Source organism: Sphingobacteriales bacterium (assembly GCA_016700115.1).
GTDB lineage: Bacteria > Bacteroidota > Bacteroidia > Chitinophagales > UBA2359 > UBA2359.
This window is the reverse complement of record CP064999.1, coordinates 518,093-535,731: the sequence shown is the minus strand read 5'-3', so window position 1 is coordinate 535,731 and position 17,639 is coordinate 518,093. Positions and strand designations below refer to the sequence as shown.

Sequence of the window (17,639 nt, the reverse complement as noted above, 5' to 3'; positions counted from 1 at the left end):
TTAGCGGGTCAAAACAAGAATAGACAAATGCTAAAACTTCGTGCCTTTTACGGAGAAATGTCCAAATTTCTGCCTTTGCAATATAGTTTTGCAGGTTGGCAAAGTCGTATTGCACCCCTGCAATAAGTCAAAGTACCCCTGCATTGACTCAATGCACCCCTGCAAAAGGTTATTGCACCCCTGCAAAGGCTTATTGTGCCTCTGCAATAAACCAATGTGCATCCTCAAAGACATCATGCACCCCTGCATTGGGTTATTGTGCCTCCGCTTTGCTTTAAATCACCCCTGCAATAAATCAATTCACCCCTGCAACAGGTTAATGCAACCCTGCATTGACTTAAAGCCCCCCTGCAATGACTTATTGTCAACCCTGTTTCAGACCTAAAATTTTGTGTTTTTTCAATTAGATGGGGAGGTTTTGTTGGCGCGGGGCAAGGTGGCGGTGGTTAGATAGTGAAAAGTGAAAAACTAAAAGTGAAAAGTGAAAAAGTGAAAAACTAAAAGTGAAAAGTGAAAAACCTGAAAGAGTTAATATGAATAGCCATTGTTAATTGTTAATTGTTAATTGCCAATTGCCAATTGCCAATTGCCAATTGCAATAGTCGTATGTGAAACCTGTGGAAAGGAGTAACCTTCCGATTAAAATCATCCAATAGTCTGTTCAAAATAAGTCAACTCTTCTTCAAATGGCAGATTTGGGTATTGTTGCAGGAGCTCGATAATGGCTGCAACTTGTTGCCTGGCAAAAGATTTATAGGTTTCGCTTTGAGGTTGTAGGGGTTTGTGTTTAAAAGCCTTTCTGATTTTTTCAATTGTTGCCATCAGTTCGAGGGTTTGGGAGGTGAAATAGACAGATTTAAACTTTTGCCAGATGTATTGAATAGCAGTATTTGAAGGGTGGAGCAAGTCGTCTGCATAAAAACGGTAGTCGCGAAGGTCGTCTAATAACAATTCGTATGCCGGGAAATAGTCTATTCTATCGGCAAACATGTTTTTTAATTCATGAACGGCTAAAATTAAAGTAGCTTTGCTAAGTTGGTTATCTGCTGCGCCGTCTTTCCAATGCCGGATGGGGCTGACGGTTAAAATTAACCGGATGTTTTCGTTCTGTTCAAATAGCTTTCTCAACAGAGGTTCATAAGCAATTACGATTTCATCTACACTTAACCTGCGGCGATCATAAAAATGGTCCGGCAGTTTATGACAATTGGCCACTGCCTGTTGTGTGTCTTTTCTGTAATAAACATAAGCAGTTCCAAAAGTCAGCACCAGATATCGGGCGGCATTTAACTGTTTGCTGCCTTTCTGAAGTTGTTGATTTATGCGCGCTAAACAGACCGCTACATCGGGGTCTGAAAAACTGCCGTGATGGTCAAAACTCTACCAATACTGCCCGTTAAAAAAAAGGTCGTTTTTTGTAAAGGGCATACCGGCAGACAGCAAAACAAGGGTTTTGGCAACAGACATTGGGTTATAAATGATTCCTGTTGGGTTGATCAGGGCAGAAAATTTGTTTTCGAGCATGAGCTGCCCGATATTTTGAGTGAAACAAGAACCGGCAAACAGGATTTTGTCGGAATGTGAGATAGGGCAGAGGGAAACAGGCAGGTTGATTTCGGTTCGAAACTGCATGGAAGAGGACTATATTTAGGATTGCGGTGCAATAAATCCGGATAAATTAAAATAAGAGTGGGTTAAACCGGGAAAAACTACATTAAAATTACAAATTGACAGAGGCAATTTAACCGAAGACTATAAATTTTGTACAAATGCAGTATCTTTGCACGCAATTTTTTAAAAATCAGATACTGAAATGGCTGTAATAGAAAAAATACGTCAGAGAGTAGGTTTAGTGGTGTTTCTTATAGCGGCATCTATCGTGTCGTTTTTGTTAATGGATGCTTTGAGCACCACCAACCGCATGTCAGGTAATGGCAATTCAATCGGTAGTATTGATGGTGAGAACATAGATATTCAAAGCTATCAGGCAAAAATAGAGCAAATTACCGAAAACTACCGCAACAATCAAATGGAGTTGACCGAAGAAACTCGTATGCAGATACGTGAACAGGCTTGGACTCAGGAAGTAGAAGAACATTTATTGAAAAGGTCTTATGATGCGCTTGGCCTGAAAATTACAGAAGAGGAATTGACTCAACTTTTCACCGGCGACAATCTGCATCCTTCCATCCAAAGTGCTGCTGTTTTTAAGGATGAAGCCGGAATGTTCAGCAAAGATAAACTTGCAGAATATGTAAAAACATTTTCAGACGGAACCGAAGAAGGAAAAGCCCGTCAACGCCAATGGAAAAGGTTTGAAGAGTCGGTAAAAAAAGACGAAGTCAAACAAAAATATACCAATCTTATCAAAAAAGCAATTTACATTCCTTCATGGTATGCCAAACAGGTATATGTTGATAAAAACAAGAAAGCAACCATAGACTATGTGTTTGTACCTTATACCTCTGTTCAGGATGCCGAAGTTGCGGTAACAGATGCCGAACTGAAAGCCTACCTCAACAAAAACAAAGAGAAATACAAACAAAAAGCCTCCAAGACTATTGAATATATAACGTATGAAGTCATTCCTACCAAGGAAGACAGCACAATGGCTCAAAAAACGATTGCCGACAATATCGAAGCCTTTAAAACCACCGAAGATGCCGCGCGGTTTGTCAAAGTTCAAAATTCGGATACTCCGTTTTCCGATTCTTATGTTGCAAAAGACAATCTGACGGGTATGCTAAAAGATTCACTGTTTAGTGTATCGGTAGGTACGGTAATTGGACCTTATTATGAAGCAGGCACTTTTCAGGCTGTCAGACTTTTAGACCGCAAAATGATTGCGGATTCGGTAAAAATTCGTCAAATTTTGTTCACTGCTCCCGATGCAGCTTCTGCCTCAAAAGTAGTTGCCACAGCGGATAGTGTTAAAACAGTGTTGGAAAAAGGAGGAGATTTTGCAGCCCTCGCCAATCAGTTTTCGGCCGATGCTGCAAGTAAAGCTAAAGGAGGCGATGTCGGGTATGTCAAACCGGACGCACTTGCCCCGGAATTAGCGAAAGCAGTGTTCTATGAACACAAAAAAGGCGATATTTTTACCACCCCGACCAATCAGGGTTTATATTTGGTAGAAATTACGGCAGCAAACCCAAATAAAGATGCGGTAAAATTTGCGACATTTAGCAAAAATGTAGAGCCGAGCGAGCAAACCCGCAATAATGTGTTTGCAAAAGCTTTACAGTTTGCCACACAAAACACCACCGTAGAGGCATTTAAAAAAGCCGCTGCCGAGCAAACTTTGGCGATCAAAAAGTCTGAAAATATTGAAAAAAATACCTACAATATCACCGGACTTGGAATTAGTGAAGAAATCGCAACCTGGGCTTTTACCAATAACGTGGGTAAGGTAAGCAGTCAGATATTTACCATGGAAGAAGATTTGAAAGACGGCACAAACCGTGTTAAAACTACCTATATCCTTCCCGCAGTTACTTCAGCAAAAGAAGAAGGAACTCCTTCTATCGAAGATGTAAGAACCCAATTGGAAACGGAAGTTAAAAAAGAAAAGAAAGCTGAAAAAATTATTGCTAAAATTGGCAATTCAGACAACCTGCAAAGTATTGCCACAGCAACCGGGCAGGAATTGTTGTCTGCTGCCGAGTTAGATTTTTACTCATTCAGCCTTGCCGATTTAGGAAGGGAGCCTAAAGTTCAAGGTACTATTTTTGCCTTGAAACCCAACACACTATCAAAACCTATCATTGGCGATAAAGGAGTGTATGTGGTCAAAGTAGCTTCGTTCACCGATGTTGCTCCGTCCGATAATCTTTCGTCAATAAAATCAGAAATTGACCAACCCATCAAACAAAGCGTTGACTTTAGCGCGCTTCAGGCATTGACCAAAGCCTCTAAAGTTGAAGACAACCGATATAAGACCAGACGGTTTTAAATCTAAATCTTTAGGCAACTTTTTGTCTTGAATATAACAAACATAGAAACAGTCCGGGCATTGTCAGCAATGTCCGGGCTGTTTTTGTGTTAAAGCCGGTTTGATTATTAGCCCATAAACCCCCTTATGAACTTTAAGTATTTCGGCTTAATACTGGCAGTATTCACTGTTGCCAACCAAAAAACAGGCATCGAACAGTAATTATATAGTATTTAACAGTACCTTTGCGCCCGCTATGAAAAATCAAGGAGACATATTTAAAAAGTTGATTTCACACGCTAAAGAGTATGGGTTTATTTACCCCTCAAGCGAAGTATATGACGGATTAAGTGCGGTCTATGATTACGGACCGAATGGCGTGGAGTTGAAAAACAACATCAAAACTTTTTGGTGGAAGTCAATGGTTCAGATGCACGAAAACATAGTGGGTCTGGACTCTGCCATCTTTATGCACCCTAAAATCTGGAAGGCATCGGGACATGTTGACGCATTTAACGACCCGTTAATTGACAACAAAGATTCCAAAAAACGCTATCGGGCTGATGTGCTGATCGAAGAATACCTGGGCAAAATTGATGATAAAATCAGCAAGGAAGTTGAAAAAGCTGCCAAACGCTTTGGCGACTCTTTTGACGAGGGCGTTTACCGCACCACCAACGAGCGGGTGATGAACTATGCCGAAGAGCGAGGGCGAATTGCTCAGCGATATGTGAAGGCCATGGAAGAAAATGACCTGGCCGAGATGAAGCAAATTATTGTGGATTGTGAAATTGCCTGTCCTGAAAGTGGTTCCAGAAACTGGACAGAAGTCAGACAGTTCAATCTCATGTTTGCTACTCACTTCGGAGCCTTGGCAGGAGCTACCGAAGAGGATAACCGCGTTTACCTACGCCCGGAAACGGCACAGGGCATTTTTGTAAATTTTCTGAACGTACAACGCACCACCCGTCAAAAACTGCCTTTCGGTATTGCACAAATCGGTAAAGCTTTCAGAAACGAAATTGTCGCCCGTCAATTTATTTTCCGTATGCGTGAGTTTGAGCAAATGGAGATGCAGTTTTTTGTGCCGCCCGGCACGGAAATGGAATGGTACAAGTACTGGCGGGAGGAAAGGTTAAAATGGCATCGCGCTATTTTTGGCAGCCATCAACTGCGTTTTCACGAACACGAAAAATTAGCCCATTATGCAAATGCGGCAGTAGATATTGAATTTGATTTCCCGTTTGGGTTCAAAGAAATCGAGGGCATCCATTCGAGAACCGACTTTGATTTGGGCAATCACCAACTTTTTTCGGGCAAGAAAATGCAATACTTTGACCCCGAGAAAAATGAAAGCTATGTGCCTTATGTGGTTGAAACATCCGTAGGTGCTGACCGGACATTTTTGGCTGTAATGACTTCTGCTCTTCTGGAAGAAGAAGTACCCGATGCAGACGGTGGAATGGCAATGCGTACTGTGCTCAAATTACATCCGGCTTTGGCTCCGGTAAAAGTTGCAGTGTTGCCTTTGATAAGCAAAACCGAATTGACCGATAAAGCCCGGCAAGTGTTTTCACAACTAAAATTGTCGGTTCAATGCCAATATGAAGAAAAAGACTCGATTGGAAGACGCTACCGCCGTCAGGATGCTATCGGAACCCCCTATTGTGTAACCATAGATTTCGACACATTAGAAGATGACACTGTAACCATCAGAAACCGCGATACCCTTCAACAGGAAAGAGTTCCAATATCGGCGGTTGAAGCCATCATTACCAAAGCTACCGGCATGAATCAACTGCTTTGGTAATGATAGTCGCAAACGTTTGACGATACAACAAATGATTTGAAACGGGGAATCATGGCTGCTGCTGTGTTTCCCCGTTTGCTTTGTGCGCTGTGTTAGGTCAAGTTGGGTAATTGTTTGTACTTTTGGGGCATCTATTCAATTACTGTTTACGAACAACTTGCATGAACCGGATTTATTTGTTGCTGATTTTTGTACTCACATTTTTTCATTGGAATTTAGTTGCCGCAACCCCTGAGTACCGGCAACAAGAAGTAAACTACAAAATACAGGTTAGTCTTAACGATTCTACCCACACACTAAACGGGTTTATTCAAATAGAATACATCAATCATTCACCGGACGAGTTGAGTTTTATATATTTTCACCTTTGGCCGAATGCCTATAAAAATCAAAGCACGGCTTTTGCCAAACAGCAATTAGAAAACGGAGACAGCAAATTTTACTATTCCAAAAGCTCAGAGCGTGGGGCTATTGATTTTCTCAGCTTTGAAGCGGAAGGGAAGCCCCTGAATTGGGAGTATGATAAAAAACACCCCGATATTGCAAAAATTACCCTGAACAAGCCCTTAAAAAGCGGGGAAAAGGTGGTGATACAAACGCCGTTTCAGGTAAAAATTCCAAACAGTTATTCCCGTTTGGGGCATGTTGGACAATCCTATCAAATTACTCAATGGTATCCAAAACCGGCGGTGTATGATTCAAAAGGCTGGCATCCTATGCCCTATTTAGACCAGGGTGAATTTTACAGCGAATTCGGGAATTTTGAAGTCAGCATCACACTTCCGGAAAACTACGTTGTCGGGGCAACAGGAGAACTGCAAAACCCCGAAGAAATAGATTGGCTAAACGCCAAAGTCAGCGAAACGGAAGCCTTAGCCGGCAAGTTTGACGAAAAAAATCTCAGTGATCCGCCCTCTTCAAAAGAATTGAAAACCATAACCTTTAAACAAGACAGTATCCATGATTTTGCATGGTTTGCCGATAAAAGGTTTCATGTCCTGAAAGACACCATTCAACTTCCCGGCACCAGCCGAAAAGTAGTTTCCTGGGCAATGTTCACCAACGAAGAAGCCGATTTGTGGACCAATGGAGCTAAGTATGTATCCAATGCGGTTTATTTTTATTCCGATAAGGTTGGACTATATCCTTATAATCATTGCACTGCCGTTCAAAGTGCATTAAGTGCAGGTGCAGGAATGGAATATCCTATGATAACCGTGATCGGGAAAAGCGGTTCTGCAAAGTCATTAGAACAGGTCATTGTTCATGAAGTTGGCCATAACTGGTTCTATGGCATTCTCGCTTCCAACGAAAGACAGCATCCCTGGATGGACGAAGGGATAAACTCATACTACGAATTGCGATATTTCAGAGAAAAATATCCGAACGATAAGTTATTGGGCAAGATGTCCGGTAGTAGTATTGCCCGTATTTTTGATCTGGATCATCTCCAACCCAATGCTTTTCAGTACTACCTCTATTTGTTTAATGCCCGCAGAAATGCCGACCAGGCCATTCATCTTCCTTCCGAAGACTTCACACAACTGAACTACGGAGTTGTTGTTTATTTTAAAACAGCCCTTAGCTTTCATTTTCTCGAAACTTGGTTAGGCACCACTACATTTGACAAGATTATGCAGGACTACTACCGGCAATTCAGCTTTAAGCATCCTTATCCTGATGATGTTAGGCGGGTTTTTACCGCACAGAGTGGAAAAAATATGGACTGGTTTTTTGATGAATTGCTTCAGACAACTAAAAAAATAGACTATAAAATACATAAAATCAAACCTGATGCTCAAACCATAGGAAATAGCCGGTATGATAAAATAACGCTGAAACAAAATGGTAAAAAGGGAATTAAAGCACCTTTTACCCTTACTGCTTTTCATAAAGATCAACCGGTCGAAACAGTTTGGTATGATGGGTTTCTTGGTGAGATGGAGGTCAATTTCCCATCCGGAAAATATGACCGTATAGTCATTGATGCTGCTAACAAAATGCCGGATATTAATAGAAAAAATAACACCCTTTATCCTCGCAAATTATGTAAACGAAGCCATCCGTTGCGTTTGCAATTTGCCGGAAGCCTCGAAAATCCCCGCCGCAAACAGTTGTTTTTCAGCCCGGTTATAGGATACAATCATTATGATAAAACCATGGTTGGCGTTGCGTTTTACAACAGCCTGATACCTTCCACTCCTTTTCAGTTTACTTTGGCACCTATGTATGCCATTGGATCAAACAGTTTTTCAGGTGCCGGAGATCTAAGTTTCAACAAGTTTCCGGATAACATATTTAGCCGGGTAGAACTAAACCTCGCTGCTTCCATGTTCGGAAACGGAAAATTCAGCGTATTCAGCAAAGACACCAGCCTGACAGACAGAACCCTGAGTACAGAAGTATTTAAATTTTACCGGCTATCTCCTTCACTGACTTTTCACCTGAAGAAAAAAACACTGCGGCATCCCGCTCAAACAAAAATAACGTTGAGCCATGTCAGTGTGCTTCGCAAAAAATTCGAATGTCCGCCCAATACAAATTGCAGCAGGGTACCTTCCGGCTTTTACCAAAACGAATTGTCCTTATCTCATCAAAATATCCGGAGAATTAACCCTTTTTCATGGAAAATAGAACTACAGCAGGGAGATGGTTTTGCCATGGCGCAGGGAGAACTTAAATACCTGATTTCTTATGGAAAAAAACCCCGAAGTGGTCTTAGCGCCCGACTTTATGCCGGTGGGTTCATCCAAAACAAAACCATTACAACTACCAATCCGATACTCCTTCCACTAACTATGAGAGGTGGTTACAACTATACCCTTGACCAGGTTTTTGTAGCAAGAAATGAAAATACGGGGTTCTGGTCGCATCAGGTAGGAATGGGTGGAGCGGGATTTAAAGTGCCCCTAAGTGTAGGATATACGGATAAGTATATGTTGGCGGCAAACTTTAAGGCATCTTTACCCATCAAAAAAATACCATTAAAGCTATATGCCGATTTAGGTTTACCTTATACTGATATTGCCGATGGTGGACTTTGGGACGGCAAATTGTTTTTTGACGGAGGAGTTGCACTTACCCCCGCTTCGGATATTATAGAGATTTACTGGTCGTTGGTTTCTTCCAAAAACATCAAAGATGTATATGAGGCAAACGGAATAAAATGGTATGAACGGGTTACTTTTTTGATCAACTTCAATGCCTTAAATCCCGTCAAGGGCGTAAGAAACCTTACCAACCTAAGTTTTTAATTTTCTATTGAAGAACAATAAGGGCATACTTGTTATAGGTTTTGTTACTTCCGTTTTAGAAACCGTATCATAGCTTCTGCTATTTTTTCTGAAACTCCTTTGCTGCCTAATCGCTGTCGCAACAATTTGTATTCCGTAATCATTGACTTTCGGACAAGGCTGTTTTCATCTAATAAAGCTCGAAGTTCCCGGACTAAATTGCCTGTGTTTACTTCCTGTTGAATTAACTCTTTGACCACTTCTTTGCCGGCGATTAAATTGACCAAAGAAATATAAGGAACGCGTACTATTTTCCGGGCAATTGCCATAGAAACAGGGTTAGCTCGATAACAGACTATCTGCGGGGTATTTAACAAAGCGGTTTCCAAAGTTGCGGTACCCGAAGCCACCAAAGCAACCCTGGCGCATTGAATCAAGGCATGGGTTTGTCCGAAAATTACAGGCACATTATACCCTTTTACAATATTGTGGTATAGGTCAGATGATACAGAAGAAACGCCTGCAATCACAAACTGATAGTCAGGAAAAAAGGAGATACATTTCAACATTTCCGGCAAAATTCGTCCGACTTCCTGCCTTCTGCTTCCCGGCAAAAGGGCAATGATTGGCTTGTCGAAAGCGGCATTCAAATCTTGCACAATATTTTCCCTGTTTTGACGTTTTTTTTCATCGTCTATTTCATCGAGCAACGGGTGTCCAAAATAGTGAACAGACCAATTATGCCGGGAAAAAAAATCCTGCTCAAATGGTAAAATAACAAAAAGATGGCTGATGTATTTTTTCATCTTTTTCACCCTTGAGCTATGCCATGCCCAAACTTGGGGAGAGATGTAATAAAATACGGGTATGTTCTTTTGGGTTAAAAACTTCGCAATTCTGAGGTTGAACCCCGGGTAATCAATTAAAATCACCACATCCGGCGAAAAGGTCAAAATGTCCTGTTTACAATAATTTAAGTTTCGAAAAATGCCCGGAAGGTGTTTAATTACTTCGATTATACCCATATAGGCAGTGTCTTTAAAATGCTTTACCAAATCAACACCCGAAGTTTCCTGCATATAATCACCACCCCAGCATCGGAATTCAGCCATAGAATCTTTGGCTTTGAGGGACAATATTAAATTGCCGCCATGTAAATCGCCCGAAGCTTCACCTGCTATTATATAATATTTCATATCGGTAAATAATGAAAATGTTTTTTTTGGAATGATTCTTGCTTAAAAAAACTTGACTATCTGACTGTTTAAAAATTTGTAAATACGAGCGAATTCTATGTAGCTATTTATCCTGTTTTGGCTTCCGGTTGATTATTGTTTTATTCATCAAGTTTGGAACAAAAAAAAATGAGCTTCGTATGAATATAGTATAGGTTTTGCAAAAAAACAGATAAGAAAATGTTCAAGGTTTAAACAAGAAAAAAACTTTTTGCCAAAGAATGTATTTATTTAAATTTGTGCAAGCTTTTTTTCTATCTTTGAGCGTTTGAAAAAAGCGAATGTACAAAAATATGGTCGTTCTAAGTAAAAGTTATTGATGCTAAATTATAGATAAAATCGTTCACTCCTTACTAAATGCGCAAATATGACCAATTACTACACCTCTGTTTGTTTTAATTTCTTCATTTTTTTGATCTTTACGGGAATCAATGTCAATAACATAGCTTACGCACAACAGCAAACGAGGTCCGGACCAATACAAACAACAGCATCGGTTGATTTTATGGTCGTAGATTGGAACACTGCGCTGATTACTTCAGCAAGTATGAAGGCAACAATTTTTTGCTATGTTTATGACTATAAATCATCGTTGCAAACATGTAAAAAAGTAGAGCAAAACGTCTTCACCGATTCCGAGATTATTTCAGCATTAAAGGAAAAATACATCACCCTATCAGTGGATTTGAACTCAACATTAGGTAGAAAATTGCTGAAAGATGCCAAAGTAGTTATCCGGTCTGATAAATATCCGGCTTATTTATTTTTGAGTCAGTACGGTGAATTGTTATTGCAAGAAAGCGGATATAAATCGGTTTCTGATTTTAAAAAACTCTTAAAGAGAGTTGAAGAAACACCAACTACAGAAGAAATCGAAGAAGGGAATATAGTTCCTGTTAACTATGAGTTTGATTTATATAAATCACTGTATCGTCAATATCAGGAAGGCAACAGAGCACCTGACTTTTTAAAAAAGTGCATTTGGAGTCTCAAATCATTTCAAAATTTATATCCCGACCTGATTAATGACTATCTATCTGTTATTCCTGCCAAAGAATATAGTACAGATGAAAACAGTCAAATTATTCTTGAATTTGCAGATCAGTACAACACCAAAGCTTATCATGCACTATTGGCAGACAAAAAAACCTTTGTTGATAAATTTGGAAACGAAAAGGTGAATAATGTTCTAAAAAATGCAATTCGTGGTGCTGTTTTACCTGCATCGAGAGCTAAAACGGGAGGCTTATTCATGTTAAATAACCTTATGGGTTCGTTAAGAACTTTGGGGCTTTCAGATGTCGAAATTTTTGAGTTTGAAATGCGTTCTTTGTTTTTTACGCAAACCGGTAAATGGGAGGATTACTCCAACGTGGCAGTAAGTTTTATGAAGAAAGACCTTCCGTTACCTGCTTCCGATTTAGAAGATTTAACCTGGAATTTTGTTTATCATGTCAGCGATAAAATCAAACTTGAACAAGCGGTCAAATACTACAAAAAATCAGTATCCAAAACTCCCCCTACCTATAGTTCTTGCGAAACCTTTGCGGCTTTATTGTATAAGTCCGGATCTAAGCGGAAAGCTATGAAAGAAATAACCGAGGCCATCCAAATAGCTAAAAATAAAAGAATGAATTATGGAAGCGCATTGCGGGTTGAAGGGTATATCCGCAGTAAAAAGCCCATTCCTATAGGTTTCAAAGAACTTGAGTTTTAGCCGCATATCCTTCAAAATTTGGGTTATCCGGTCGTTTTTTTTACATTGCATTAATCATAATATAGGAGGATTTAAAAACAAAACCCTCCCTTTTCATGATAAAGTTTTTGCCATTAAATGGCTTTAGCTTTAACAGAAGGGAGGGTTTTTGGCAGAAGTGTTATTGCCTCTTCAACAAATTCCATTTTAACCTTTCGGTTTGAATGAGATTCTTTCAATTTCAACTGATAAATACAAGTGGAAATGAACCGTTTTTACAAAAGCCGGGCTTAAATTGATTTGAGAATTACCTGCCCCCAAAGCCTGTAGTCATTTTTGAGGGTTGTTCCACAGTACTGCCATTTTTAGATATGATATAAGCACTCGGATATTTTCGTTTCAGGTATTTATCAATATCCTGAATGGTCACATTGCCATCGTTGTTTTGGTCTAAACCAGAGTTCATCTCATAACTGATAGATGGTTTTGCATAAAGCGAATAACAAAAATCTTCAGCCAGGGCTTTTGGGTACAGAATGGCTATATACAAATCGGTTAAGGTTTCAAAAGACCCATATTTAGCTTGTTTTGCAGAGAGATATTTATAAACAAAGTTCATTTGTTCAACATGACTCAGGTTTTTTAACTGTGAAACAGAAATACCAAACTCTTTGGCTGTTCCAGGCATAAATTGTATGAGTCCGGTAGCTCCGCTGCCTTTATAGTTACTGACAGAAGCATCAAATCTGGACTCAGAGTGTATCACAGACATCAACCATTCTGGTGGAATATTCAATTTACTGCTTACCTCCCGGACTTTTGTTTCAAATCCGTCTAAATCATAGACAAAGTTGCTTGCCTGATCAAGTAAATACAGGCGATTGCTGATTTTTGGGATTTCAGACGGAATGTCTTTTTTTAAAATCATACTGTACAACATAATATTGAACAGTATTAAAGCTGCAACTGCGGGTGCCAACATTTTGTAGCTGACAACCAGTTTTTTTTGCTCAAGTTTTACCAAGATACTCATGGGATAGAATTTTTAGGATTTCGGAAAATTTAAATTACCAACAAATTTAGCAAAAAGTTTCATTTTCATCCTTTTATGCTAAATATATTTTCAAAAAATTTCCAAATCCCTTAAATTTCCCAAATTCTATAGTAAAAAGGTTTAAAAAAAATCCCGACTGCGGATTGAAATAATGCTATACCTGAAAAAAAAACATCGTTTGTAAAAGTTTCTAACAAACCTAATAGGTTATTGAAACTGGCCGGGATAAATTATGACAAAGCCTGAATGAGATAGTGCTTTAGCGAGGGTTCGAGGTTGAACAACAAAAAAAGGATTGTACGAAACCGAATGTTCCCGTCCCATACATAAGACCAACAAATCATTTGGCTGAAGCGAGTCTAATATTTTGGAATAGTTTTTCCAGTCGTCAAACCGGGTTGTTGTAAAATCAAAATCCGGCCTGAATTTTTCTTTGTATTCAATAAGCGATGTTATAGAATGGGCATTGGCAAATAAATTAATAGATGCTCCGATTTGATTTGATAATCTTCTGATAATTCCGAGCATGTGTCTGAACCCGTTTTCGGCTTCCGTATTTGGACTTACAACAACGACCAATCTTTTTACCGTATTGAGCGGATGATGCAGTTTTACAACTATCACCGTTTGAGCCAAATTAGATAAAATGTTGTCGAGGGTAGTTCCGAAAAAAGTATTTGCTGCCGTTCTTGTTTCGCTCCATCCCAAAATAATATCAGTAACCAACATTTCTTTGGCTGCTCTGATAATACCACTTGCAGCATTGGTATCTACTCTGGTATATAAATTAAGTGTAGTATCGGTTACGGCGGCATGAACTAAGGCTTGCTCCAGCATTTTTTTATTTTGTCTCACATTATCTTCGGCATCGTCATCGTCCGGAACTACAGCCAAAGGAATGAGTGGCTCTTTAGATTCGGGTTTCTTTATTAAATTGGCAAAATCAATGAGTTGGTTCAGTGTATTTGGATTGGCGATTGGCACCAATATTCGTTCGGGTTTTTCGGGAGTTTCAGGTATTCCTTGTTTATCCTGCAACGCTAACCGGACTGCTGCTTTCTCAACTATAAATGGTCCTACCGAACAAGTGACGAGGATCACGATAATCACTCCATTTTGAATGGTCTCGCTAAAGATTCCTAAATTAAAACCGACTATAGCGATAGCCAAAGCTGCTGCAGCTTTTGAATAACTTAAGCCAAATAAAATATTTCTTTGATCGCTGTTGTAACCATGCAATTTTTGCATGATAAAGGCAGGGATTAATTTCCCTAATGTTCCGATACCAACCATGACCAGGGCAACAAGCAGTGCATTGATATCTTGCCAAAACAACCGAACATCTACCAACATCCCTACACTGACTAAAAAGAAGGGAATAAACAAAGCATTTCCTACAAATTCAATTCGCGACATTAAAGGAGAAGCGTGCGGCACTAAGTTGTTGAGGGCTAAACCCGCTAAAAAAGCTCCAATAATAGGTTCAATGCCTGCAAAAACAGCCATCGCTGCTGCTGCAAAAACCACCATCAGGCTAAACAAAAATTGGGTGGTGCCGCTGCTTTCTACATTTTTAAAAAACCATTGAGATATCGGCGTAAGTACTTTTATAATCAACAACAGAAAAAAAGCTAACCCGCCAAAAAATAAAAGTAAGGAATGGACACTCAAATTGCTCTTTACTGCCTCTGAAACAAGCGATAAAACAAGCAGTGCAAGGGTATCGGTTATTAAAATACTGCCCATTATGACCGTTACCGCTTCATTTTTTAAAACCCCTAGGCGTTTAACAATCGGGTAAGCAATCAGGGTGGTTGGTGAAAAAAGCACACCAAATAGAATTGCAGCCGGCAGTTCAAAATCCAACAAAAAAAATGAAATGGTAAAACCTAATACCATTGTTATGCTAATGATAAGCAAACCAAGTTGTAAACTTTTATGCCTGTTTCGCTTGAAATCTTTTAAATCAATCTCTAATCCTGCCATAAACAAGATGTAAATCACACCCACCGTTCCGAACAGACGGATTGCCTCGCTTCTTTCAAGCAGATTAAAACCATTGGGACCAAGAATAACACCTGCCAGTATTAACCCTATAATATCGGGAATTTTAAACCTCTTAAACAGCAAGGGAACTAATAAAAATGAAAAAACCAGTACCGCAAAAATCAAAACAGGCTCTTTAAGCGGTAGTTCATAAACATTGGCGGTATGGATAATTGTCATAAGATGTAATAAATATGTGATTAACTGTAAAATTCAGGCTTGTTTCACTAAACAAAGTAATAATAACCCGATATCAAAAGTTTTGTTGAAGAATGGCAGTTGTCAAACAAATTATTAACAATACAATAATGATTTTGCCTACCTCTAAATTGATTGCAAACTATGGTGAATTTTAAGAAAATAAAAAGGTAACCTGTAAAAAAGCCTAAGTCCTGATTTATGTTATGTAAATTTGCACCCTCAACGATAAAGGACATTGTTTTTAATTCCATTATTCTATAGCCTGAATATTTGCTGCACCGGTATATCAGGAAAACCTTAGTGTATTTAATGTTGGCAGCTATTAGCAGCGGTTAATTTTTATTTATGAGATTCTCAAATTCAGAACAACACAAACATCAATTATTGCAAGGCAGTTCTAAGTTTATTCTGACAATTTTTTGTATGGTCATCTTGACAGGACTTACCTATGGTTGCAAAAGTAGTGGTAATCATTCCGGAAATCAGCCTATAGCAGCCGATACCTTAAAAACAGAGAAGCCTGAGCAAAAACAAATATTACCAAATACTGCTTATGAATTAGAAAATTCAAATTCCGGAAAACTGAGTTTGCCAAACAATCGCGGGGCGGTTACCTATAGGTTAACCAAGGCCGTGGTTAAACCCAAAAACGCCACCGAAAAACAACTCGTTTTATCCATTCGTGCCATATTTGAAGGAATTGGCCAAGGAGCCTTTTGGGAAGAAAACTTTTTGCTGGCAATAGAAAACGGGGATGTGTTGAATGCCAATAATCCGACCAAAGACATGGTCAATCCCAACAAAATTTACAACAAAGACATCAGTTTTACTATTCCTGCAGAAGAAACCAAAGTTATGCTCATTATCATGGGATTGAATGGTAAAAGTGCAACGTTGAACCTCGATTTATCAAAAATTAAACAATAACCGTCAACGGGCAATACTGATTTTCAAAACAATTCTAAATAATTTACAATGCTGTTACCCAAAGTTTTAGATGCTTTAAACAAGCAAGTACAATTAGAAGCCGATGCATCACAAAAATATTTGGCGATGGCCTGCTGGTGCGATGCCAACGCTATGGAAGGATGTGCCAGGTTTTTTTTCCGGCACACAGACGAAGAACGGATGCACATGCTTAAACTTGTTCACTATATCAATGATGCCGGAGGAAGAGTTATTACGCCGGCCATCGCACAACCGCGTTCAGAATTTGACAACATTAAAGAGGTGTTTGAAACCGCTTTTCAACACGAACAAAAAGTTTCGGCAGCTATTGACAACCTGATTGAACTTTGTGTGGTTGAAAAAGACAAACAAACCGCCAACTTTCTGCAGTGGTATCTGAACGAACAACACGAAGAAGAAGCCCTTTACCGTACCCTGATTGACAGAATTAACCTCATTGGCATACAAGGTCGCGGTTTGTATTTCATTGATAAAGAAGTGGATGAAATTAACGCAAAAAAAGCCAGTGCCGAAGCCGGAGAGTAAGGCATTCGTTATTCCTTCTCTTTGTTGTTATTTTTGCCGTTAATCTGATGTTTTAAAAGCATTTGTTGCGGGGGAAAAATATTCGGAAAGCTCCAACAGTATGGCTATCTAAAAAATCGGAAACAATTTTTCCGTATAAACTCACCTGATTTATGCGCATTACTTTGTTAGGCACCGGAACTTCGGTGGGTATTCCTTTTATAGGTTGTAATTGTGCGGTCTGTAACTCCTCAGACATTAAAGACAAACGACTTAGAACAGCGGCATTGGTGGAGACCGGCAACCTGACAATTGCCATTGATTGTGGGCCTGATTTCAGACAACAGATGTTGAAGCATCAAGTAACACGCTTAGATGCTATTTTACTGACCCATGCCCATAAAGACCATACGGGGGGATTAGACGATATCCGTGCATTTAATGTGTGGCAAAATAAGCCCATGCCTGTTTTTGCAACCGAACCCACACAAACCATTCTGAAAAAACAATACGACTATGTTTTTGCCGAAAACCGGTATGAAGGTGCGCCTCATGTTGTTTTGAACACTATTGAACATCAGCCTTTTATTATTGAAAACCAGTTAACGGTTACTCCTGTCTATGCCATTCACGGCAATTCGCCCGTTGTCGGGTTTAGAATCGGCAACTTTACCTATCTGACCGATGCCAACTTTATCACCCCTGAAGAAGAAGCCAAAATCGCGGGCTCGGAGTTAATGGTAGTAAATGCTTTGAGGTTGACCAAACATTGGTCTCATTTCTCGCTTTCTGAAGCACTGGAATTGGCCAACCGGCTTCAAATTCCGCATACCTATTTTACCCATATCAGCCATCAAATGGGATTGCATCGCGACGTTGAACAAAACCTGCTTCCTGATCATGTCAGATTGGGTTATGATGGTCTTGTCTTAACCCTTTAACCGGATTTAGCTACCGCTT

Annotated in this window: 11 protein-coding genes and 1 pseudogene; 7 read left to right on the top strand and 5 right to left on the bottom strand. The window is 39.5% G+C overall.

The annotated features are described in order from the left end of the window. Positions 1-645: 645 nt before the first annotated feature. Positions 646-1,377 (bottom strand): annotated as a pseudogene (locus IPM47_01970) (GSCFA domain-containing protein). Between the two features lie 3 nt (positions 1,378-1,380). Beyond that, positions 1,381-1,632 (bottom strand): GSCFA domain-containing protein, encoded by a 252-nt coding sequence (locus IPM47_01965; protein QQS29745.1) that lies wholly within the window; start codon positions 1,630-1,632, stop codon positions 1,381-1,383. Between the two features lie 181 nt (positions 1,633-1,813). Here IPM47_01965 and IPM47_01960 point away from each other — a divergent pair, with 181 nt between their 5' ends. From IPM47_01960 to IPM47_01950, 3 genes are all read left to right on the top strand, one after another. After that, complete coding sequence (locus IPM47_01960) at positions 1,814-3,952, top strand: SurA N-terminal domain-containing protein (GenBank protein QQS29744.1); 2,139 nt, start codon at positions 1,814-1,816, stop codon at positions 3,950-3,952. 235 nt (positions 3,953-4,187) lie between these two features. Then, positions 4,188-5,741, top strand: a complete 1,554-nt coding sequence (locus IPM47_01955; GenBank protein QQS29743.1) for a glycine--tRNA ligase — start codon at positions 4,188-4,190, stop codon at positions 5,739-5,741. 161 nt (positions 5,742-5,902) lie between these two features. Then, positions 5,903-8,995 carry a M1 family metallopeptidase gene (locus IPM47_01950; protein ID QQS29742.1) on the top strand — a complete coding sequence of 1,031 codons (3,093 nt, stop codon included), beginning with the start codon at positions 5,903-5,905 and terminating at the stop codon, positions 8,993-8,995. Between the two features lie 44 nt (positions 8,996-9,039). Here the strand turns inward: IPM47_01950 and lpxB are convergent, their stop codons facing one another. Further along, on the bottom strand, positions 9,040-10,170 hold the full coding sequence (gene lpxB, locus IPM47_01945; GenBank protein ID QQS29741.1) for a lipid-A-disaccharide synthase: 1,131 nt from the start codon (positions 10,168-10,170) through the stop codon (positions 9,040-9,042). Between the two features lie 406 nt (positions 10,171-10,576). On the opposite strand from lpxB, the gene IPM47_01940 reads away from it, so the two are divergent. Then, positions 10,577-11,926: a hypothetical protein gene (locus tag IPM47_01940; protein QQS29740.1), complete on the top strand. Its 1,350-nt coding sequence runs from the start codon at positions 10,577-10,579 to the stop codon at positions 11,924-11,926. Between the two features lie 286 nt (positions 11,927-12,212). On the opposite strand, the gene IPM47_01935 is transcribed toward IPM47_01940, so the two are convergent. Both IPM47_01935 and IPM47_01930 read right to left on the bottom strand, forming a co-directional pair. Beyond that, a complete protein-coding gene (locus IPM47_01935; GenBank protein ID QQS29739.1) occupies positions 12,213-12,938 on the bottom strand; it encodes a transglycosylase SLT domain-containing protein in 726 nt (241 codons plus the stop codon). A gap of 228 nt (positions 12,939-13,166) precedes the next feature. Continuing rightward, positions 13,167-15,185, bottom strand: a complete 2,019-nt coding sequence (locus IPM47_01930; GenBank protein ID QQS29738.1) for a cation:proton antiporter — start codon at positions 15,183-15,185, stop codon at positions 13,167-13,169. Positions 15,186-15,551: 366 nt separating this feature from the next. Here IPM47_01930 and IPM47_01925 point away from each other — a divergent pair, with 366 nt between their 5' ends. The 3 genes from IPM47_01925 to IPM47_01915 all read left to right on the top strand — a co-directional run bounded on the left by IPM47_01925 (position 15,552) and on the right by IPM47_01915 (position 17,620). Further along, positions 15,552-16,133, top strand: coding sequence for a hypothetical protein (locus IPM47_01925; GenBank protein QQS29737.1), 582 nt, complete (start codon positions 15,552-15,554; stop codon positions 16,131-16,133). A gap of 48 nt (positions 16,134-16,181) precedes the next feature. Next, positions 16,182-16,700, top strand: coding sequence for a ferritin (locus tag IPM47_01920; protein QQS29736.1), 519 nt, complete (start codon positions 16,182-16,184; stop codon positions 16,698-16,700). Positions 16,701-16,852: 152 nt separating this feature from the next. Continuing rightward, a complete protein-coding gene (locus tag IPM47_01915) occupies positions 16,853-17,620 on the top strand; it encodes an MBL fold metallo-hydrolase (GenBank protein ID QQS29735.1) in 768 nt (255 codons plus the stop codon). The last annotated feature ends 19 nt before the right edge of the window (positions 17,621-17,639 follow it).

Coding starts and splice junctions, on each gene's coding strand:
- IPM47_01960 (QQS29744.1), top strand. CDS start 1,814: ATGGCTGTAATAGAAAAAATACGTCAGAGAGTAGGTTTAGTGGTGTTT.
- IPM47_01955 (QQS29743.1), top strand. CDS start 4,188: ATGAAAAATCAAGGAGACATATTTAAAAAGTTGATTTCACACGCTAAA.
- lpxB (QQS29741.1), bottom strand. CDS start 10,170: ATGAAATATTATATAATAGCAGGTGAAGCTTCGGGCGATTTACATGGC.
- IPM47_01925 (QQS29737.1), top strand. CDS start 15,552: ATGAGATTCTCAAATTCAGAACAACACAAACATCAATTATTGCAAGGC.
- IPM47_01915 (QQS29735.1), top strand. CDS start 16,853: ATGCGCATTACTTTGTTAGGCACCGGAACTTCGGTGGGTATTCCTTTT.
- IPM47_01930 (QQS29738.1), bottom strand. CDS start 15,185: ATGACAATTATCCATACCGCCAATGTTTATGAACTACCGCTTAAAGAG.
- IPM47_01920 (QQS29736.1), top strand. CDS start 16,182: ATGCTGTTACCCAAAGTTTTAGATGCTTTAAACAAGCAAGTACAATTA.
- IPM47_01950 (QQS29742.1), top strand. CDS start 5,903: ATGAACCGGATTTATTTGTTGCTGATTTTTGTACTCACATTTTTTCAT.
- IPM47_01935 (QQS29739.1), bottom strand. CDS start 12,938: ATGAGTATCTTGGTAAAACTTGAGCAAAAAAAACTGGTTGTCAGCTAC.
- IPM47_01940 (QQS29740.1), top strand. CDS start 10,577: ATGACCAATTACTACACCTCTGTTTGTTTTAATTTCTTCATTTTTTTG.
- IPM47_01965 (QQS29745.1), bottom strand. CDS start 1,632: ATGCAGTTTCGAACCGAAATCAACCTGCCTGTTTCCCTCTGCCCTATC.